We start from the raw sequence: 19164 nt of genomic DNA, 5'->3' as shown, positions 1-19164 counted from the left end.
GCACCCTGATTGTGAAACCTTAATTAAGGAGGTACAACTATTTCTACGAATAATAGACGCTACGTGCCACGTGGCAAGGTTGAAGAAGCGCACAGAATCAACCAGCGCATTACCGGTTTAAGAGAAGTGAGGGTAGTGGGCGAGAACGTGGAGCCTGGTATTTACAGTATTGAAGAGGCGCGCCGTTTGGCGCAGGAGCAAAACCTGGACCTGGTGGAAATTTCCCCTAAGGCTGATCCTCCGGTTTGCCGTATTATTGACTACTCCAAGTTTAAATACGAGCAGAAGAAGAAACAGCGGGAGATGAAGGCCAAAACCAGCAAAGTGGTGATGAAAGAGATCCGCTTTGGGCCGAACACAGATGACCATGACTTTGAATTCAAACTGAAGCACGCCCGCCAGTTCCTGGCAGAGGGTGCCAAGGTAAAAGCCTACGTACATTTTGTGGGCCGTACCATTGTCTTCAAAGAACGCGGTGAGATGCTGTTACTCAAATTTGCCCAGGCCTTGGAAGAAGTAGCCAAAGTAGAACAGTTGCCTAAGCTGGAAGGGAAACGGATGTTCCTGTTCCTGGGCCCGAAAGTGAAGAAATAACCAGTACACTTTATATACACCCAAATGCCAAAAATGAAAAGCAAATCAGGGGCTAAGAAGCGATTCACCCTGACAGGAACTGGCAAAGTAAAGCGTAAACACGCCTTCAAAAGCCACATCCTGACCAAGAAGACCACCAAGCAGAAGAGAAATCTTACGCACACCGGACTGGTAAGCGAAGCTGACCACGCCAATGTGTTGAGAATGCTTGCGTCTTAACCCATTCAATTTTTAACAAATTGTTTCATCGGGAACTGGTACCTAAGTATTAAACCGAAATCACCAGCCCCAAAAAAAAGTAGAAATGCCTAGATCGGTAAACACCGTGGCGGCCCGCCACAAGAGAAAGAGAATCATGAAATTGGCCAAAGGGTACTTTGGTCGTAGAAAAAACGTTTGGACCGTAGCTAAAAACGCGGTAGAAAAAGGCTTACTGTACGCGTACCGCGACAGAAAAGTGAAGAAGAGAGACTTCCGTGCGCTTTGGATCCAACGTATCAACGCTGCTGCCCGTATAAACGGCCTTTCTTACTCCCAGTTGATGGGCGGTCTGAAAAAAGCAAACATCAACCTGAACCGTAAAGTTTTGGCTGATTTAGCAATGAATCATCCTGAAGCGTTCACTGGAATTGTTGAGAAAGTGAAATAGACTTTCCTGACTATACATATGAAAGCCCAGCATTTTTTGCTGGGCTTTTTTTATGTGGTTTCACCAGCATGAGCATGCAAGTAGAGAGTCCCCGTTCAGGAATCTGATACTTTTTCAGCTTTATCCATGTTAAACGTGAGCGATACTAACTGCCCCAACTTTCGGTTTTAGACAAAATTTCTGTTTTGAGGCTGTTTTCCAGAAAACAGCCTCAAAACAGAAACACTTTTATCTAAAGGCATAAGCGTATACTGGGGCCAGAGACATTAAGACCTTCCTAACGGCTCCAAAGGAACAAGGAAAGAATTCTCATTTTGACCTGCCCAAAAGCTGAAGAAGGAACCAACCGGCAACGCTGTTTATGAGCCATTTTTCTGAAATCAGGTGTAAAACAGAAGGAGAGGTCTACTGCGTCAACAATGAAATAGCTTTAAAGAAAAGCCACCTGGTAGATTTAAAGGTACGGTTTCTGGCGAGGCGCATTTAAGCAGGCGTTTTTAGCCTGTTTTCTGTAAAACAGCCCGAAAACAGAAACACGCTTCGCCTTATGACATAAACACAGGTTTTCGCCTGAGAGGCAGAAGAAGACTCTTACACTTTTAACCTCCCTAGTGATGGATGGGGTTTATGAGTAGTTGGCTTAAACCTAAAGAAGCTGGAAATGAATTCTGGACATGTTTAAAGCTAAAAGCTAGTCAACGCATACGATATCAGATTGGCGCCCATGCGTAGAGCCGCCTGGTGCTTTTCTATGGGATCATTATGCACTGATTGGTCTTCCCAGCCGTTTCCCAGATCACTCTCATAGGAGTAGAAGCACACGAGTCGCCCCTGGTAGATGATCCCGAAGCCTTGCGGGGGCTTGTTGTCATGCTCATGTATTTTAGGCAGGCCACGGGGAAAATCAAATTTCTGGTGGTACACCGGATGGTTGAAGGGAAGCTCAATGAAATCAAGATCGGGGAAAATCTTTTTCATTTCCCGCCGGGCAAATTTATCCAGGCCGTAGTTGTCATCAATGTGCAGAAAGCCCCCGCTGGTGAGGTACTTGCGCAGGTTCTGAACCTCTGCTTCTGTGAATACCACGTTCCCGTGGCCCGTCATGTGCACAAAAGGGTAGTCAAAGATCTCAGGGCTGCCGGGCTCTACACTTTCTTCCTGTGGCTTGATATTGGCCTTCAATTCCCGGTTGCAGAAAGTAATGAGGTTGGGCAAAGCGGTTTTATTGGCATACCAATCGCCGCCGCCGCCATACTTAAGACGGGCTATGGCAAAGCTGGACCGTTGCGCCCACCCGGTACTGCAGCCCAGAAGTAAAAGTAGCGAAAGAAGTATAAGCTGTTTGTGCATTGTATTCAGTAAAAAAGCCAGGGACCCTATTCCCATTTTTAATTTACAGGCTGAAAGTTTGGTATATAACTGCCCTCATCCAATCACCACCTATGCAGCGCTGTCACCAGGCCCAAAAACACCTCAGGTGAATGTTGCCCCTAATGGTCACATATAAATCTATAGTGTAGAAAGGCTCTACAATGTTAAACGTCCAGTAGGACATGTATGGTATGACAGGCAGCCAGGGCAGCCGTCTCAGTGCGGAGGCGGCTGGAGCCAAGGGTGACAGGGGCAAAACCTGCCTGTAAAGCCTGTTCTACCTCCTCTGGGGTGAAGTCTCCTTCTGGACCAATAAGAACCAGAAATTCACCCTGCCCCGTGATACGTTTTGAAAGCGCCTGCCGCTCCTGGCCTTCTACCAAATGGGCAATAAACTTATCACCGTGGTGGTTATTCTGGATAAACTCCTTATAACGTATTAGGCCATTGAGCTTTGGAAGATAAGCCTTCAAGGACTGCTTCATGGCACTGACGGCAATTTTCTCAATCCGGTCCAGGTTCAGTGCTTTCCTTTCAGAGCGGGCACACTGCAGGAAAGTGATCTCATCAATGCCCATCTCTACGGCTTTCTCTACAAACCACTCCATGCGGTCCATATTTTTGGTGGGCGCCACCGCCACGTGAATAGAGTAAGGGCGCTGACCAAACTGCATCTGTCTATGTACTACCTGAAGCCTGGTCTTTTTGGCAGTGGCCTCTGTGATCTCAGCGGTATAGAAGCCGCCTTTGCCATCTACAAGCGTTACCTGATCACCCATTCCCAGTCTCAGCACCTTGGAGCAATGCTTGGATTCCTCTTCAGACAAGGTGTATTCCTGGGCGTCTGGCGCAAGGTCTGGTGTATAAAAGAGATGCATAGGTTGCTGTTTTGGAGCCGTTTTTCCAAAAATAAGCCAAAAACAGAAAGGTTGTGCCTTATTATAAAAAAAGCCTCCCACTAAATGGAAGGCTTTATTAAGTGAAGGAAGTAATTAAAAAAAGCTTTATACCTCAACCGCCACCTCAGGGGCGCCGACTAGTATTTCATCGTTTGCGAAATCAGCATACTTGCTGAAGTTTTTAATAAATGAACGGGCCAATTCATTAGCCTTGTGGTCATAGGCCTCTTTGTCAGACCAGGTGTTGCGCGGGTTCAGGATGTCGGCCGGAACGTGTGGGCAGCTTTCTGGCATCTCCACTCCAAATACAGGGTGTTTCACAAAAGAAACCTGGTCTAAGGCACCGTTAAGGGCAGCAGTGATCATGGCCCGGGTATAGCTAAGCTTCATGCGGGACCCGGTTCCGTAGGCACCACCTGTCCAACCCGTATTCACCAGCCACACATTCACATTGTTTTCTGTCATTTTCTTACCCAGCATCTCTGCGTAGCGGGTAGGGTGGAGTGGCAGGAAAGCGGCCCCGAAACAAGCCGAGAAGGTAGTCTGTGGCTCTGTAACCCCCACCTCTGTCCCGGCTACTTTGGCTGTATAGCCAGAGATAAAGTGGTACATGGCCTGGCACTTGTTCAGGCGGGAGATAGGAGGCAGCACCCCAAAGGCATCTGCCGTCAGGAAGAAGATATTTTTGGGAATACCGGCCCGTGACGGTTCAACGGCATTCTCAATGTGATAAATAGGGTAGGCGGTACGGGTATTCTCCGTGACTGATTTGTTTGTGTAGTCAACGGTGCGGGTGCCCTCTATAAAACGGGTGTTCTCTACAATTGCCCCAAACTTAATGGCATCCCAGATCTGGGGCTCTTTTTCCCGGGTCAGGTCAATCACTTTGGCGTAACAGCCGCCTTCAAAGTTGAAGACACTGTCTTTGGTCCAGCCGTGTTCGTCATCGCCAATGAGACCGCGTTCAGGGTCGGCAGAAAGCGTCGTTTTGCCCGTTCCAGATAATCCGAAGAAAATAGCGGTGTCACCGTCTTTGCCCACGTTGGCAGAACAGTGCATTGAGAGGGTGTTTTTCTCATGCGGTAAGAGGTAATTCAAGACTGAGAAAATGCCTTTCTTCATTTCACCGGCATAACCCGTACCCCCAATCAGGATCATCTTGCGGCTGAAATTGATGATGGCAAAGTTGGCCTGTCTGGTTCCGTCTACGGCTGGATCAGCTTCAAACTCAGGGGCACAGATAATGGTGAAATCAGGAGTGATGGTTTCAAGTTCTTTGGCGGAAGGCCGCAGGAACATATTGTTGCAGAAGAGGTTATGCCAAGCTTGGGTATTGACAATACGAAGGTTCAACCGGTATTCTGGATGGGCGCCGGCATAGGCATCCCGCACATAAAGGGTACAGCCAGAGAGGTGGGCCACCATCTTCTGGTAAAGGGCATCAAATTTGGCTGGTTCAAAGGCTATGTTCACATCACCCCACCATACTGAATCCTGGGTGTTCTCATCCCGCACCACAAAGCGGTCTTTGGGGGAGCGGCCGGTAAACTTGCCGGTATCGCACATCAAAGCCCCAGTGTCAGTTAAGAACCCTTCGCCGTTCTGTAGAGCCGCCTCAACCAACTCTGCTGGAGTCAAATTCCAAAGAATTTCTTTGGCTTCTGTAATCCCTAAACTACTAAGATCCATACCGGTCCGTTTGTTGCCAAATTCTTTCATAAAGGAAGTATTTATTTTTAATTTCTTAAACCGAAAGCGTTATTTTCCTTTTCAGCTGACAAAATTATAAAAAAACTAACACATGTTATCTTTTTTACGCAAAAGTTGCACAGGCGGGGGTAAATTTTGTGTGTCTATTCTGAATATGGTATATTTACCTTCTTTGTAACATCACTTACTATTCAAACAACTCTTTTTTTATGTCTGAAAAAGATCATCCACTTACTGATCAAGTCAGCAAGCATAATATTCCGTATGGCGAGCAAGAAATGAATCTTGGGAAAAAGCACCCCAGCGGATTGTTCGTACTCTTTTTTACAGAGATGTGGGAACGCTTTAGCTACTACGGGATGCGGGCTTTATTCGTGCTCTTTCTAACTTCCTCCCTGGCAGACGGCGGATGGGCATGGGAGAGGGATTCTGCCTTGCAACTGTACGGTATTTATACAGGCTTGGTGTACCTTACTCCTATTATTGGCGGTTTTATTGCAGACAGGTTTACCGGCTACCGCACGGCCATTATTCTGGGCGCATTGCTGATGACTCTGGGCCATGCCAGCTTAGCTGTTGAAACAGAAGTTTTCTTCTACATTGGTTTGGTCCTGATCATTTTAGGGAACGGGTTGTTTAAACCAAATATTTCAACCATGGTGGGTCAGCTGTATACAAAGAACCCAGAAAAGAAAGATGCGGCTTATACCATCTTCTATATGGGGATTAATTCAGGCGCTTTCCTGGGCATTCTTCTTTGCGGGTACATTGGCGAGAAAGTAGGCTGGAGCTGGGGCTTTGGTTTGGCGGGTATCTTTATGCTGTTTGGCATGTTGCAGTTTGCCTTCTCCAAGAAATTATTCGGGAACATTGGATTATCCCCCAAAACACTGTTAGACTCAGGAAGTGCCGCAGCTGCCAAAGCAGAAGAGGCACCCGCTCATATTGTTAGGGACAGGCTGATTGTGATCTCTGTGCTCGCCTTCTTTGTGATCTTCTTCTGGATGGCCTTTGAGCAGGCAGGTGGCTCTATGACCATCTTTGCCAAAGACTATACCAACCGCCTGTTGCAGGGAGACAGTGCTAACCTCTTTAAATGGGCCAATGCTATTCTGGTGGTAGTGCCTATGCTCATTCTGACTGTTGTTCTCTGGAATCTCTTTAAGGAGACGTACAGCCGTATTCCTTTTTCAAACCTTTTTCTGGGTACCAGCTTTGTCATAATCTGGGGTATCATCATCTGGATGCTGAGGAGAGAGTTCATCTCTGATGCGACCGAGGTGCCGGCGTCCTGGTTCCAGATCCTGAACTCGTTCTTTATCATTTCCTGTGCCCCGCTCTTCTCCAAAATCTGGGAAAGCAAATACAACCCATCTGCTCCCGTGAAATTTGCCATTGGTTTATTCCTCCTGGGGTTAGGTTTTGGGATATTGGCATTTGGAGGTCTTGATATTCCGCAGGGTGCCAAAACCGCCTCTGTGAGTATGATTTGGCTAATCTTGGCTTATTTCTTCCATACCCTGGGTGAATTGTGCATCTCGCCGGTAGGTTTATCTTATGTGAGCAAACTGTCTCCTGCGCGTCTGGTAGGCTTAATGTTCGGTATCTGGTTTGTTGCCAACTTCGTTGCGAACACGTTGGCCGGTTGGACGGGATCTTATATTGATAAAATCACCGAGGCGTATTCTATCACAACCTTCTTCCTGATCTTCACCGCCCTGCCTATTTTGGCCGGCTTGGTAATGTTAGGTTTGAACGGAACCTTGAAAAGAAAAATGCACGGTATTGAATAGTTAGCTTCACTCCTTAGGGAAGCCTCTGCCACCAAGGTGGCAGAGGCTTTTTTTATTTTAACCCCGCAAGCCAGAAGAATTCTTAATTTTGCAGCGGGGTAGGCACTGTCTAAAAATCTTTCGGTTCTACCATCGTTTCACCTTTAGTTGACTTGCAGTGGCCGCCAGATCATCTTCCACCTCCCGCACCAGAAAATCCACTTCTAAAAAGAAGGCGGCGGCAGAAGGCAGCCTCTGGAAGCCTATACTTGCGGGTATTGCTGCTTTTCTGCTGCTGTGCCTGGCCCTTGAATACTACAAAGAGGGGGGGAGGCTGGCTTTCCTGAAACATAAAATTGACGAGGCTACCCAAACCAATACCTTGACCAAGTTCCACCCCAGCGGCTATGAAGTGGCGGGCCTGGACATATCCCATCACCAGCCCAGCGTGAACTGGAAACAGGTTAAGGCGCAAAAGATTAAATTCACCTTTATTAAAGCCACCGAGGGTATTACCCACCAGGACCGCTACTTTGCCAGACATTGGAAGCAGGCGAAGCAGCATGATGTTTTGCGCGGGGCATATCATTTCTTTTTACCCTCAAGAGACGCTGAAAAGCAGGCGAAGAACTTTCTGGACAAAGTAAAACTGGAGGCGGGAGACCTGCCGCCGGTATTGGATGTGGAGGTGACCAACCACCAGTCTGATGAGGAGATTGTAGCCGGAGTACAGCTTTGGCTGGACCTGGTAGAAGAGGAGTATGACCTCAAGCCCATCATCTATACCAATTATGCCTTCTATGAAAAGCACCTGGCCGGGCACTTTGATGATTATCCCCTCTGGATTGCCCATTACAATCCTAAAAAGAGTCATGAGATAGGCAACCGCAATTGGGTTTTCTGGCAGCATACCAGCACCGGAAAACTGAAAGGCGTGCGTGGCAATCTGGACCTAAACGTCTTCAACGGCACCATGGAAGACCTCTACAATATGTGCTATGAGCCCGCCAGATTTTAATTTTATTTCCTGGGTACCATTCCATAAAGATTCTTTTGTAACGTCTTGATATTAAGGAACCAAGCCCCTGCTATTTTTGATTAGGTATCCATACATTCTACCTAAAACTATTCACATGTACCCCTTTATTAAAAAGCTACCCTTCCTGGCTCTTTGTCTGGCGTTTTCAGCCTGTTCACTGGAAGACCTGATCTCTTCAGATGAACCCGCCGCAGGAGAGGAGGGCGTCAATTATGTTATTGAGTCAGGTGACCATGAGACAACCAATCCACTGAGAACCTTAAAGCAGAGCAAACTGGTTTTTGAGGTGAAGTTTGACTCTACCGCCATCTACAAAACCAAGAACCCTACAAACCAGGCAGACATCAACAAGCTTTACGGCATGTCTGACTGCGGCAGCTTTCACCACACCAACAGCGCCCGCTTTGGGTGGAGATGGTATAAAGACAGGCTGGAGCTGATGGCGTATTCTTATGCTGACGGAAAGAACACATCCACGTTCATCACCGCCATTGACCTGAACAAGTGGTACTCCTGTGAACTGTCTTTGTCTGATTCTAAATACACGTTCAAAGTAGACGGCAAAAAAGCAGTGGAACATTCCCGTAGCTGCACAGGTGAGGGCAACGGCTATCAATTATACCCTTATTTTGGCGGTGATGAGACAGCCCCTCATAAAATCAACATCAAGATAAAAGAGAAGAAATAGCCTGTTTCTGTTTTCGGGCTGTTTTAGCCAAAACAGCGAAAAACAGAAATCATAGCCAATAAAAAAAGCCCCAGCTTTGCAGCCGGGGCTTTTTTTATTTATCAGCGTGCGCTGGGACAGATTACATCATGCCACCCATGCCGCCCATGCCACCTGGCATACCGGCACCGGCGCCAGCACCGGCTTCCTCTGGCTCGTCAGCAATCACGCACTCAGTAGTCAGCAGCAGGCTGGCCACAGAAGCAGCGTTCTCTAAGGCAAGACGGGTCACTTTGGTAGGGTCAATGATACCAGCGGCAAACATGTTCTCAAACTTGTCATCACGGGCGTTGTAACCGAAGTCTGCCTTACCGGCACGTACCTGGTTTACAATCACAGAACCTTCACCACCGGCGTTGGCCACAATGGTTCTCAAAGGAGCTTCCAGGGCAGTTCTGATAATCTGCACTCCGGTTTTCTCATCCTCGTTACGGGTTTCTACGCTGTCCAGGGCATCTAATGCACGGATCAGGGCAACACCACCACCGGCCACAATACCTTCTTCTACGGCAGCTCTGGTAGCGTGCAAGGCATCATCAACGCGGTCTTTCTTCTCTTTCATTTCTACCTCTGTAGAGGCACCAATGTAAAGAATGGCCACACCGCCAGACAATTTAGCCAAACGCTCCTGCAACTTCTCACGGTCATAGTCAGAAGTGGTTTTCTCAATCTGCGCTTTGATTTCGTTCACGCGGGCAACAATACCGTCTTTGGTTCCTTTACCATTTACAATAGTAGTGTTGTCTTTGTCAATAATCACGCGCTCAGCCTGACCTAGTGACTCTAAAGTTGCATTTTCTAATTTGTAACCACGCTCTTCAGAGATAACAGTTCCGCCGGTCAAGATAGCGATGTCTTCCAACATGGCTTTGCGGCGGTCACCGAAACCTGGGGCTTTCACCGCGGCAATTTTCAAAGAACCACGCAGTTTGTTTACTACCAGAGTAGCAAGGGCTTCACCGTCAACGTCTTCAGAGATGATGACCAGCGGCTTGCCAGTTTGTACCACTTTTTCAAGAACCGGAAGCAATTCTTTCATGGTAGAAACTTTCTTGTCGTAGATCAGGATGTACGGGTTGTCAAACTCCGCCTCCATTTTCTCAGGGTTGGTCACGAAGTAAGGAGACAGGTAACCGCGGTCAAACTGCATCCCTTCCACCGTTTTTACTTCGGTCTCAGTTCCTTTTGCCTCTTCAACGGTGATCACACCGTCTTTGCCTACTTTGTCCATGGCGTCAGCAATCATCTGACCAATTTCCACGTCATTGTTGGCAGAGATGGTACCTACCTGGGCAATCTCAGAAGAGTTTTCAATTTTTTTAGACTGGGCCTTCAGGTTCTCTACCACTTTCAGAACGGCTTTGTCAATACCGCGTTTCAGGTCCATTGGGTTGGCACCGGCGGCCACGTTCTTAGAACCGGCACCGTAGATAGCCTGCGCCAGAACGGTGGCAGTTGTAGTACCGTCACCGGCAGAGTCTGCGGTTTTAGAGGCAACCTCTTTCACCAGCTGTGCGCCCATGTTTTCCACGGCGTCTTTGAGTTCAATTTCTTTGGCAACAGTTACACCGTCTTTGGTGATGCTGGGAGCGCCAAATTTCTTGTCAATAATCACGTTGCGGCCTTTAGGGCCAAGGGTTACTTTCACGGCATTTGCCAGAGTATCCACGCCTTTTTTAATCTTATTGCGCGCTTCTACGTCGAAAGAAATGTTTTTAGATGCCATAGTTTCTTAAAATAGATTATGGTGGTTGATGTGTTTAACAGGATGAGATTAAAGAACCGCCAGGATGTCAGACTCCCGCATGATCAGGTAGTCGGCTCCTTCCAGGGAGATCTCAGTACCGGCATACTTGCCGTACAATACTTGGTCGCCAACTTTCAACTGTGACTTTACTAAAACACCTTGATCGGAGATTTTTCCTTCTCCTACGGCTACTACTTCGCCGCGCTGTGGTTTTTCTTTGGCAGTATCTGGGATGATGATACCAGACTTGGTTTTTTCTTCAGCCGCAGCAGGTAACACAATTACTCTGTCTGCCAATGGTTTTAGATCTAAGGCCATAGGTTTGTTATAAGATTTATTTAAGTTAACGATAATGTTCTGCAGCACACCTGCCACAGACGGTAAGGCTACTAGCGATTCCTGTGCCAACTCCGCTTCTCTGCCATCTTTGCCGCTTTTCTGCCCCTGCCACTCTGCCAAGATTACGCTTGTACTGACACCACCCGCCCCGCCGACTTTAAAAATGTCAGTTTAAGTGTGAGCCATGTGGCGTTTCTGGCCTGTTTTCAGAAAAACAGGCCAGAAACAGAAAGGGTAAAAAAAAATCCGAACCGGTAAAGGTCGGATTCCAATAAAGGGCTATAGTAACGGTTTTGATTATTGGGCTGTGTCTGTGGCCGGGGCAGCCGCCGGCGTTTGGGCAGGAGCGGTTGCTCCCGGGCCTTGCTGCGGAATAGCGGGAGCCGCTGGGGCAGGGGCAGGTGCTTGCCCGGCGCGCTGTTCGTTTACGCTGCGTACCTCTGCGCCTCCATCAGAAACAATCATGTGGGAGCAAAGGGTTAAAACAATAATACCAATGGCAAAACCCCAGGTCAGTTTCTCTAGAAGGTCGCCGGTGCGTTTCACCCCCATCAACTGGCTGGTACCGCCACCGCCAAACTGGCTGGACAACCCGCCACCTTTGGAGTTCTGAGACAATACTACCAACACCAACAACACACAAAGGAAGAGGATAACGCTGATCAGGGCAATGTACATACTAAGGTTCGTTTCTTAATTTTTCAATTTGTTGTGCAAAGTAACTCTTTTTTTCGGGAAACTTTACAATGAGCTGCTCATAAATTTTAACGGCTTTCCGGCCTTTGCCTTGTTTGATGTAAATCTGCGCCAGGTTCTCAGAGGCAAGGTTCTTCTTAATTTTAGAGCTCTTCGCTGAAAGGTCTTCCTGCGGCTCATTCTTCTGCTGCACACTGGCCAGCGTCTTTAACCGGGAATTAGATTTCAGGAACTGGTTAATGATGTCCAGCTGCTGGTCCAGTTTAGCAGCCGGGGCCTCAGCGGCAGGTACGCGCTTCTCCGTTGCATTCTGCCTTACATGCTCCAGAATCAGGTCAGGCTGGAAGTAGTAGGGCTTGGCAGACGTTAACTCATCTTTCAGCTGCAGGCTCTCACCCAGGCGGCTGGAGTCCATCCAGTAGGCCAGGCTGTTCTGGTAGAATATGTTCAGATAGGAATCAGCTGCCTCTGTACCGGCAACTGCCTCCTGGCCGTTAGCAGAGAAGGCCACTGTTGGGTACTGGTAGGCCTGTTGTTCTGTGGGCTGCTGCTCCGTTACAAAGGCATTGGGCGCAAGCGAAACCTCAAGTGCGGCTGTGTTCTCAGTGCTGTTTTCTGTGAACGCTGCCTCCGGCTCAGAATCTACCTCCACTGCAGCAGGAGGTAAGGCGTTGTTTTCGGCTTTTAATGAGGTAGATACAATTTCAGAAACAATCTCCTCATGGGTAAAAGCGATGGGAGGTTTAGGCGCCGTATAGGTAAACAGGCTGTTGATCTGGATTAAATCAAAGAGCTCAGTTTCATCTTCCTGGCTGGTATCCTGAGAAATGTTCTCTGCTTCTGAAGCAACGGTTGTCTCTGGTTCTTCAGAGACAACCTCACTGGTTACCTCCGGTACAGCCTCTAAGACATCCTCTTCAGGAAGGTCGGGTGATTCTGGATGTTGGGGAAAGGTGTCTTCTGCCAGAGTAACTTCTGGCGCTGCCTCTGCCACCTCTGCACGTTCTGGTGCCGCTTCCTGGGGTTCCTCCAGTGCTTCGGGTAACACCTCCTGCAGGTCTTCTTCGTCCAGAGAGGCAAGGGCCTCCAGAATGGCGGCTTCAGGCGCTAGAGAAGGGTCATAGCCTATGGCAAGCTTTTCTTCGCTATGCAGTTCCTCTTCTGTGAAAGGGGCTGTTGGTATGGGGTCCTGCAAATACGCGTCAGCTTGCTCTTCTGTTTCTGCGGCAACCAATACCACGTCTTCCACATCAGCCTGCACGAAGCTGTTTTCGGCCTGTTTTTCAGAAACCAGCTCTAAAACAGGAACAGCGGTTTCGTCTGGCGCAGGCGGCAGCACCAACACTTCCTGCACTGGGGGCTGGGAGTAAACCAGGCGTTTCAGGAGCTGGCGGTTTGAAACATGCGCCGCCGCCCGTCTCAGTTTCTGGGTGGAGAGCATGCTGCCGCGGTCATAGGCTGCTTTGGCCAATAGAACATGGGCGGTCTGGCAATACGGAAACGATACCACCAGTTTCTCCAGGTCTTCCACTTCCTGGTCCTGAATGGGGGCTACCTGCCGTACTATATTTAAAAATGCCGCTTTGTTCATGTATTCTTTGCCTCAAGCCTTCTTTAGGCAAGTGAAATTAGTATATTTTAAGAAGTCTTGAAAGCCTTTTATCGCTAAAAAAGCCCTTCTTTCTGCTTACCAGTTGGCCACCGTACTGGTAAAGACCTTATAAATTATTGGCTCCGTGATTCTTTGGATCTGTGGTCTTTGGATCTGGTTGATGTCCTGGGAAATGGGGAAGTCAAAGAACCCGGAAAAGCTCCGGTCAAAGCTGTTGGCCTGGTTTTTTGTATCTGTATAGTTGATCTGGATCACAATGGTCAACCGGTTGGCGCCCGCCTGGTCTAAGCCAATGTTCCCTCCGGCGGGCACGTCTGTGCGTTGTATTGCCGCCGGACTGAATGAGTAACTGGTGATCTGGCCGTTAATCTGCAAGTCACCGCCCTGAGGCACCAGACGCAGAGACGTGTTGCGCTGGAAATAGTCTTTGAAATCTTCTGTGATAAACTGCTGCAGGTTGGAAGGCCCCTGCCCAGAGGCGTTGCTGAAGTTGGTGATGGAGATGGTTTTGATCTCTGGTGAGATGTTGGTGCCGGTAAAGGAGTAGCAGCCGCCCAGCAGCAGCACCAGGCAAAGCAAGGGGATCAGGCGTAAAAAGGGCTTACAGGTCTTCAAGGTCATATTGTTTTAATTTGCGGTAGAGGGTGCGTTCAGAGATGCCCAGGTCTTTGGCGGCATACTTGCGTTTGTTCCCGTGCTTCTTTAACGCTTTCAGGATCATTTCCTTTTCTTTATGCTCCAAAGAAAGGCTCTCTTCTTCGGTTTCATGGGAGATGTCCTCTACTTTTTCCTCGTATTCATCGGGTTCATGTTCATCAACCGTGAGAACATACCCGTCTCTGCGCTCCGGGGCGCGGTACACCGGCGGCTGCTCATACGCCGGCCTTACCTCATCAAACAAATGCCGGTTGGCCTTGAGGAGTTCCGCGTCTTCCTGCTGATGTGATAATAAGTCAAACACCACCTGCTTGAGGTCGTTCATGTCTTTGCGCATGTCAAAGAGTACCTTGTAGAGCAAGTCGCGCTCTGAGATCCCGCTGGCGTTATCAGGCGCCCCGGCAGCGTGAAAGAGGGCCGGCAGCTGGTTCATCTGCTCCTGCGGGAGGTACCTGCGCAGCGTATCGCGGTCAATTTCCTTCTCATGCTCCAGCACTGAGATCTGCTCCACAATGTTTTTCAACTGCCTGATGTTGCCCGGGAACCGGTAACGCAGCAACTCTTGCACCGCCTCGGGCTGCAGCATGATGGGCTTCACGTGGTACCGCTCTGCAAAGTCACTGGCAAACTTCCGGAACAGCAGGTGCACGTCTTCTCCGCGTTCCCGCAACGGCGGAACATTGATGGGCACCGTGTTCAGGCGGTAGTACAGGTCCTCTCTGAATTGGCCGCGCTCCACTGCCTGTAATAGGTTCACATTGGTGGCCGCCACCACCCGCACATCTGTCTTCTGCACCTTAGACGACCCTACTTTGATGAACTCTCCGTTCTCCAGTACCCGCAACAGACGCGCCTGGGTGCCCAGCGGCATTTCACCAATCTCATCCAGGAAGATGGTGCCGCCGTTGGTGACTTCAAAATAGCCTTTCCGGGCTTCCTGCGCCCCGGTGAACGAACCTTTTTCGTGGCCGAATAATTCTGAGTCAATGGTTCCTTCAGGGATGGCACCACAGTTAATGGCAATGAATTGGCCGTGTTTACGGGGGCTCAGCTGGTGAATGATCTTAGAGAACGATTCTTTTCCGCTGCCACTCTCCCCGGTGATCAGGACCGTCATTTCAGTGGGGGCCACCTGCACGGCCACCTGTATGGCATGGTTCAGCAACGGGGAATTACCAATAATCCCAAACCGCTGCTTTACTGACTGTATATCAAATTCGCGCATGTTTCTGATGTGCTAGAGTGGAAATGTGCTGAAGGGCTGTTTTACTGGTAGCCCGTGAGTGATTTGATTCAGCAGCACACTAAAGAACCGGTTCCCCAAACAAGGTGCCCACTGAACATTCATTTATCAGAACGTTCACGTAGTCGCCTTTCTTGAAATGCATCTTAGGGAAGATGACCACCTTGTTCTGGTCATTGCGGCCACTGAGCATTTCCTCTGAACGCTTGGAGAAACCTTCTACCAGCACTTTGTGCACCTGCCCAACCGCCAGCTGGTTCCGGAGGTGCGAGTATTCCCGCTGTTTGTCAATGATTTCCTGGAGGCGGCGCTTTTTAACTTCCAGCGGCACATCATCCTGCAGTTTTCTGGCGGCCAGGGTACCCGGGCGCTCTGAGTAGAAGAACATGTAGGCGTAGTCATACTGCACGAAATCAATCAGGGAAAGCGTGTCCTGGTGCTCTTCCTCGGTTTCAGAGCAGAAGCCGGCAATCATATCAGTGGAAATGCCGCAGTCTACCCCTAAAATTCTCCTGATGGCATCTACCCGCTCCATGTACCAGGTGCGGTCATAGGTCCGGTTCATGAGTTCCAGAATACGGGAGTTCCCGCTCTGGGCCGGCAGGTGGATGTACTTGCAGATGTTGTCATACTTTTTCATGGTGTACAACACTTCATCTGTAATGTCTTTGGGGTGGGAGGTGGAGAACCGCACCCGCAGGTCTGGGCTGATCAGCGCCACGCGTTCCAGCAGCTGGGCAAAATTCACCTTCTCGGCACCGTCTTCAGACTGCCATTTGTACGAGTCTACGTTCTGGCCCAGCAGGGTCACCTCTTTATAGCCCTGGTTTACCAGTTCCTGCGCCTCACGCACCACTGAGTGGGCGTCACGGCTGCGTTCACGGCCGCGGGTGAACGGTACCACGCAGAAGGAGCACATGTTGTCACACCCCCGCATAATGGAGACAAAGGCGCTCACGCCGTTGCTGTTCAGTCGCACGGGGTTGATGTCAGCGTAGGTTTCCTCCCGTGAAAGGAGCACGTTGACTGCTTTGTGGCCGCCGTCCACTTCATTGATAAGCGCGGGTAGATCACGGTAAGCATCTGGCCCCACCACCAGGTCAACCATTTTCTCCTCTTCCAGCAGGTTTTTCTTGAGGCGCTCTGCCATACAGCCCAGTACCCCCACCACCATGTGCGGCTTTTTCCTTTTCAGGTGCTGCAGCTGGGTAAGACGGTGCCGGACCGTCTGCTCTGCCTTTTCTCTGATGGAGCAGGTGTTGAGCAGAACCAGGTCGGCCTGCGTGACTTCTGCCGTGGTGTCAAAACCTGCCTCAAAGAGGATGGAGGTCACAATCTCACTGTCTGAGAAGTTCATCTGGCAGCCATAGCTCTCAATGTACAGCTTGCGCTGATGGCCGGTATTGGTTTCTGCGCTCACCTTGGTGTCACAGGAAGCGGCGGCTTGGTCAGGGGTACGGTTATCTATAAAGTCTAAGTCCAGAATGGGTGCTTGCATTGCTCTAACTTTAAAACGCAAAGATACTCAAATTCTCCCCGAATGTGACAGAATGGCAGTTGATTTTTTAATCCAAGGCGCCTGTTCCCTGACCAGCAGGCGCTTTGCATAAAAAGCAGATCATAAAATGATGGCTGCCGTGAAACAGGAGGGTAGGGGGATCTTCCTGCTTTCCCAGGAATGTTCTTCATCAATGCTGGGAAAGCAATCAAGGGCAGTCCTTTCCTATCTGGTGCAGGCACGTACCTGTGAGCCTATGGGGTGGCCCGGTTCTGTTTTCGGGTCATGTTTTTCAAAAAACAGCCCGAAAACAGAAATACAGGCAGGCGCTCCTGTTCCAGGCAACGCTTTCATCAGGCCCAAAAGTGTACAGGACGGGATGAAGCCTTTATGAAAGAATCTTTAGAATGGCAGCCGCCTTGAGCAGGCACTCCTGGTATTCCTGCTCGGGGTCAGAGTCATAGGTAATGGCGCTGCCTACCTCAAAACTCACGTACCCTGAGGTTGCATTGTACTGCAGGCTCCGGATGACCACATTGAAATCAAAATCTCTGTTAGGTAAAAAATACCCGAAGCTGCCGGAATAGAGCCCCCGCTTGGTTTGCTCATAGGTTTCAATTAACTCCAGGGCCATTATTTTGGGGGCTCCGGTCATGCTGCCCATAGGAAAAGCCGCTTGTAGCGCAGAAACGGCAGAAACCTCTGCGGGCAGCGTACCGGTGACGGTAGAAATCATCTGCCAGACATATTTGAACCCATACAGCCCAAAGAGCTCTTCAACCTGTACACTACCGGTTTCGGCTACGCGGTTAAGGTCATTGCGCACCAGGTCTACAATCATCATATTTTCGGCCTGCTCTTTCTCGTTACTGGCCAGAGCCCTGCGCCGGGCCAGGTCTTCTGCCGGAGAACTGCCGCGCTTGCTGGTGCCTTTGATGGGCTGCGAGACCAACAGGTTCCCTTCTTTTTTCAGGAACCGCTCAGGGCTGGCGCACAGCAGGTACTTCTGCTGCAGTTTTAAAAAACCGGCAAAAGGAGTGGGCGAGGCCGCATTCAGTTTCCAGAACAGCGAAGAGGGTTCTAGCTGCGCGTTTTCAGCGTAAAATTCCTGGCAGTAGTTAACCTCGTAGACATCACCTTCCAGAATATGTTGCCTGAGTTGCTGCACGGTCTGCACGTACTTCTCTTTAGATACCCGGGCTTGCATTTTTAGCCTGTTTTCAGAAAAAGAGGTCAAAAACGCCCATGCATTAATTGTCTGTAAAATGACTTGCGGCTGTGCTACGGTAGAGAAAATGGTCACCTTAGCCTTGTCAAAAACAAACCATGTCTCTGGACGGAAAAAGTAGAGTGGGGGGAACCCAATGAAATCTGGGTGGTGGCTTTGCAGCTGCTCCAGCCCGTTTTTTAAATCATAGGTCAGAAAGCCCAGCAACGGCGTTTGCTGCTGCTGCTGGAGCAGGAGGCTGAGGTCTTGCCAGGAATGGGCGCAATCAACGCCAGGAGTCGCTTCTGCCCGCGCCCTAACCCCTAATATATTCTGGAAAGCCTGGTGGCGGTAAGGGATTTGGTTAGGTTCATAGTAAGCCACCGCCTCATGGTGTGCTTCTGCCCAAGCCAGGGCTTTCTGTTTCCAGAGGGAGACAGGAACGGGCAAAGAATCAAACGCCACTGAGAGCTGTTGCATACGCTTGTGAAAAACGGCTGCAAAGATAGGCATATTCCGGAGGTTCTTGTTGTAACGCGCGAAGGGAGGTATCTGCTTTCTGTTTTGGGCCTGTTTTCAAGAAAACAGCCAAAACAGAAAGTCACAAAGCCTAAACAAAAAAGGATGGCTTGAGGCCATCCTTTTCCTGATTCAAATATAGAAGGTACGTTACGCAACCACTTTCTGCTCAACGTCTGCCAAGATACGGCCGCAGTGCTCGCAAACCGTTATCTTTTTCTTAGCGGCAATGTCTGACTGGCGCTGTGGGGGAACGGTGTTGAAACATCCGCCGCAGGCGTCACGCTTCACGGTTACCACGGCTAACCCGTTGCGCACGTTCTTTCTGATTCTGTTGTAGGCGAAAAGGAGACGCTCTTCAATCTGCTTGGTGGCCTCTTCCTTCTCCTGGTTCAGCTTGCGCTCGTCTTCCTCGCTCTCGTCTACCATCACCTGCAGTTCTGCATTCTTGGTGTTCAGGTCTTTCTGGCGCTCTTCCAGGCGGTTTTTGGTTTCCTGGATATCCTGGTTCTTCTGCTCAATCTGGAAGTTGGCCTCCCTGATTTTCTTCTCATTGATCTGGATCTCCAGTTTCTGCAGCTCAATTTCCTTGGTGATGGCGTCAAACTCACGGTTGTTGCGCACGTTCTCCTGCTGCTCCTCGTATTTTTTGATCAGCTTTTCGGCATCTTTGATACCCTGCTTACGATTGGCAATGGTTTGCTGAAGTTCGGCAATTTCCTCGTCAAATTTGTTTACGCGTACTTGGTAGCCGGCGATTTCATCTTCCAGGTCTCTTACCTCTTCAGGAAGGTCGCCTCTCACTTGTAGAATTTTGTCCAGTTGGGAATCTAAGCTCTGAAGTCTTAGAAGTGCATCTAACTTACTTGCTACAGTACTTTCCAT

18 protein-coding genes are annotated in these 19164 nt (G+C 49.4%); 6 read left to right on the top strand and 12 right to left on the bottom strand.

Features of this window, described 5'->3' with window-relative positions:
* The first annotated feature begins 63 nt into the window (after positions 1–63).
* The 3 genes from infC to rplT all read left to right on the top strand — a co-directional run bounded on the left by infC (position 64) and on the right by rplT (position 1243).
* On the top strand, positions 64–594 hold the full coding sequence (gene infC, locus A8O25_RS04100) for a translation initiation factor IF-3 (protein ID WP_241498926.1): 531 nt from the start codon (positions 64–66) through the stop codon (positions 592–594).
* Positions 595–618: 24 nt separating this feature from the next.
* Complete coding sequence (rpmI, locus tag A8O25_RS04095) at positions 619–813, top strand: 50S ribosomal protein L35 (RefSeq protein ID WP_066831211.1); 195 nt, start codon at positions 619–621, stop codon at positions 811–813.
* 85 nt (positions 814–898) lie between these two features.
* Positions 899–1243, top strand: a complete 345-nt coding sequence (rplT, locus tag A8O25_RS04090; protein WP_066831209.1) for a 50S ribosomal protein L20 — start codon at positions 899–901, stop codon at positions 1241–1243.
* A gap of 684 nt (positions 1244–1927) precedes the next feature.
* Here rplT and A8O25_RS04085 read toward each other — a convergent pair.
* The 3 genes from A8O25_RS04085 to pckA all read right to left on the bottom strand — a co-directional run bounded on the left by A8O25_RS04085 (position 1928) and on the right by pckA (position 5232).
* Positions 1928–2593, bottom strand: a complete 666-nt coding sequence (locus A8O25_RS04085; RefSeq protein ID WP_066831339.1) for a DUF4159 domain-containing protein — start codon at positions 2591–2593, stop codon at positions 1928–1930.
* Between the two features lie 185 nt (positions 2594–2778).
* Entirely contained in the window at positions 2779–3492 is a 714-nt protein-coding gene (locus A8O25_RS04080) for a 16S rRNA (uracil(1498)-N(3))-methyltransferase (protein WP_066831207.1), read from the bottom strand.
* Between the two features lie 126 nt (positions 3493–3618).
* Positions 3619–5232 carry a phosphoenolpyruvate carboxykinase (ATP) gene (pckA, locus tag A8O25_RS04075; RefSeq protein ID WP_066831204.1) on the bottom strand — a complete coding sequence of 538 codons (1614 nt, stop codon included), beginning with the start codon at positions 5230–5232 and terminating at the stop codon, positions 3619–3621.
* 200 nt (positions 5233–5432) lie between these two features.
* Between pckA and A8O25_RS04070 the strand changes: the two genes are divergently transcribed.
* The 3 genes from A8O25_RS04070 (at position 5433) to A8O25_RS04060 (ending at position 8722) form a co-directional block, all read left to right on the top strand.
* Positions 5433–7016, top strand: coding sequence for a peptide MFS transporter (locus tag A8O25_RS04070; RefSeq protein WP_082893428.1), 1584 nt, complete (start codon positions 5433–5435; stop codon positions 7014–7016).
* A 157-nt stretch (positions 7017–7173) separates the two neighbouring features.
* Entirely contained in the window at positions 7174–8013 is an 840-nt protein-coding gene (locus A8O25_RS04065; RefSeq protein WP_082893427.1) for a glycoside hydrolase family 25 protein, read from the top strand.
* Between the two features lie 115 nt (positions 8014–8128).
* Entirely contained in the window at positions 8129–8722 is a 594-nt protein-coding gene (locus A8O25_RS04060) for a hypothetical protein (RefSeq protein ID WP_066831201.1), read from the top strand.
* A gap of 121 nt (positions 8723–8843) precedes the next feature.
* Here A8O25_RS04060 and groL read toward each other — a convergent pair whose 3' ends face one another.
* The 9 genes from groL to A8O25_RS04010 form a co-directional block, all read right to left on the bottom strand.
* Positions 8844–10487 (bottom strand): chaperonin GroEL, encoded by a 1644-nt coding sequence (gene groL / locus A8O25_RS04055; protein WP_066831198.1) that lies wholly within the window; start codon positions 10485–10487, stop codon positions 8844–8846.
* A 48-nt stretch (positions 10488–10535) separates the two neighbouring features.
* On the bottom strand, positions 10536–10826 hold the full coding sequence (gene groES / locus A8O25_RS04050) for a co-chaperone GroES (protein WP_066831331.1): 291 nt from the start codon (positions 10824–10826) through the stop codon (positions 10536–10538).
* A 318-nt stretch (positions 10827–11144) separates the two neighbouring features.
* Positions 11145–11525: a preprotein translocase subunit SecG gene (gene secG / locus A8O25_RS04045; RefSeq protein WP_066831195.1), complete on the bottom strand. Its 381-nt coding sequence runs from the start codon at positions 11523–11525 to the stop codon at positions 11145–11147.
* A 1-nt stretch (position 11526) separates the two neighbouring features.
* On the bottom strand, positions 11527–13134 hold the full coding sequence (locus tag A8O25_RS04040; RefSeq protein ID WP_066831192.1) for a hypothetical protein: 1608 nt from the start codon (positions 13132–13134) through the stop codon (positions 11527–11529).
* 96 nt (positions 13135–13230) lie between these two features.
* The gene (locus A8O25_RS04035; RefSeq protein ID WP_066831189.1) at positions 13231–13776 is read right to left on the bottom strand and encodes an LptE family protein; all 546 of its coding nucleotides are present in this window, start codon (positions 13774–13776) and stop codon (positions 13231–13233) included.
* A complete protein-coding gene (locus A8O25_RS04030) occupies positions 13757–15037 on the bottom strand; it encodes a sigma-54 interaction domain-containing protein (protein ID WP_066831187.1) in 1281 nt (426 codons plus the stop codon). Before A8O25_RS04030 ends, A8O25_RS04035 begins: the two co-directional genes overlap by 20 nt.
* Positions 15038–15116: 79 nt before the next feature.
* Complete coding sequence (miaB, locus tag A8O25_RS04025; protein WP_066831184.1) at positions 15117–16553, bottom strand: tRNA (N6-isopentenyl adenosine(37)-C2)-methylthiotransferase MiaB; 1437 nt, start codon at positions 16551–16553, stop codon at positions 15117–15119.
* A gap of 388 nt (positions 16554–16941) precedes the next feature.
* Complete coding sequence (locus tag A8O25_RS04015; protein WP_241498925.1) at positions 16942–18273, bottom strand: anthranilate synthase component I family protein; 1332 nt, start codon at positions 18271–18273, stop codon at positions 16942–16944.
* A gap of 156 nt (positions 18274–18429) precedes the next feature.
* Positions 18430–19164, bottom strand: coding sequence for a zinc ribbon domain-containing protein (locus tag A8O25_RS04010; RefSeq protein ID WP_066831178.1), 735 nt, complete (start codon positions 19162–19164; stop codon positions 18430–18432).

This window comes from Rufibacter ruber, from assembly GCF_001647275.1.
GTDB classification, from domain to species: Bacteria; Bacteroidota; Bacteroidia; order Cytophagales; family Hymenobacteraceae; genus Nibribacter; species Nibribacter ruber_C.
The sequence above is the reverse complement of the archived record's forward strand: the minus strand, read 5'-3'. Positions and strand labels throughout refer to the sequence as shown.

What these genes read in the sequence shown, in the direction of transcription:
- A8O25_RS04085 (WP_066831339.1), bottom strand. Translation starts at nt 2,593, where the DNA reads ATGCACAAACAGCTTATACTTCTTTCGCTACTTTTACTTCTGGGCTGC.
- A8O25_RS04060 (WP_066831201.1), top strand. Translation starts at nt 8,129, where the DNA reads ATGTACCCCTTTATTAAAAAGCTACCCTTCCTGGCTCTTTGTCTGGCG.
- groES (WP_066831331.1), bottom strand. Translation starts at nt 10,826, where the DNA reads ATGGCCTTAGATCTAAAACCATTGGCAGACAGAGTAATTGTGTTACCT.
- rplT (WP_066831209.1), top strand. Translation starts at nt 899, where the DNA reads ATGCCTAGATCGGTAAACACCGTGGCGGCCCGCCACAAGAGAAAGAGA.
- miaB (WP_066831184.1), bottom strand. Translation starts at nt 16,553, where the DNA reads ATGCAAGCACCCATTCTGGACTTAGACTTTATAGATAACCGTACCCCT.
- A8O25_RS04015 (WP_241498925.1), bottom strand. Translation starts at nt 18,273, where the DNA reads ATGCCTATCTTTGCAGCCGTTTTTCACAAGCGTATGCAACAGCTCTCA.
- groL (WP_066831198.1), bottom strand. Translation starts at nt 10,487, where the DNA reads ATGGCATCTAAAAACATTTCTTTCGACGTAGAAGCGCGCAATAAGATT.
- A8O25_RS04010 (WP_066831178.1), bottom strand. Translation starts at nt 19,164, where the DNA reads ATGGAAAGTACTGTAGCAAGTAAGTTAGATGCACTTCTAAGACTTCAG.
- rpmI (WP_066831211.1), top strand. Translation starts at nt 619, where the DNA reads ATGCCAAAAATGAAAAGCAAATCAGGGGCTAAGAAGCGATTCACCCTG.
- pckA (WP_066831204.1), bottom strand. Translation starts at nt 5,232, where the DNA reads ATGAAAGAATTTGGCAACAAACGGACCGGTATGGATCTTAGTAGTTTA.
- A8O25_RS04040 (WP_066831192.1), bottom strand. Translation starts at nt 13,134, where the DNA reads ATGAACAAAGCGGCATTTTTAAATATAGTACGGCAGGTAGCCCCCATT.
- A8O25_RS04030 (WP_066831187.1), bottom strand. Translation starts at nt 15,037, where the DNA reads ATGCGCGAATTTGATATACAGTCAGTAAAGCAGCGGTTTGGGATTATT.
- A8O25_RS04070 (WP_082893428.1), top strand. Translation starts at nt 5,433, where the DNA reads ATGTCTGAAAAAGATCATCCACTTACTGATCAAGTCAGCAAGCATAAT.
- A8O25_RS04035 (WP_066831189.1), bottom strand. Translation starts at nt 13,776, where the DNA reads ATGACCTTGAAGACCTGTAAGCCCTTTTTACGCCTGATCCCCTTGCTT.
- A8O25_RS04080 (WP_066831207.1), bottom strand. Translation starts at nt 3,492, where the DNA reads ATGCATCTCTTTTATACACCAGACCTTGCGCCAGACGCCCAGGAATAC.
- secG (WP_066831195.1), bottom strand. Translation starts at nt 11,525, where the DNA reads ATGTACATTGCCCTGATCAGCGTTATCCTCTTCCTTTGTGTGTTGTTG.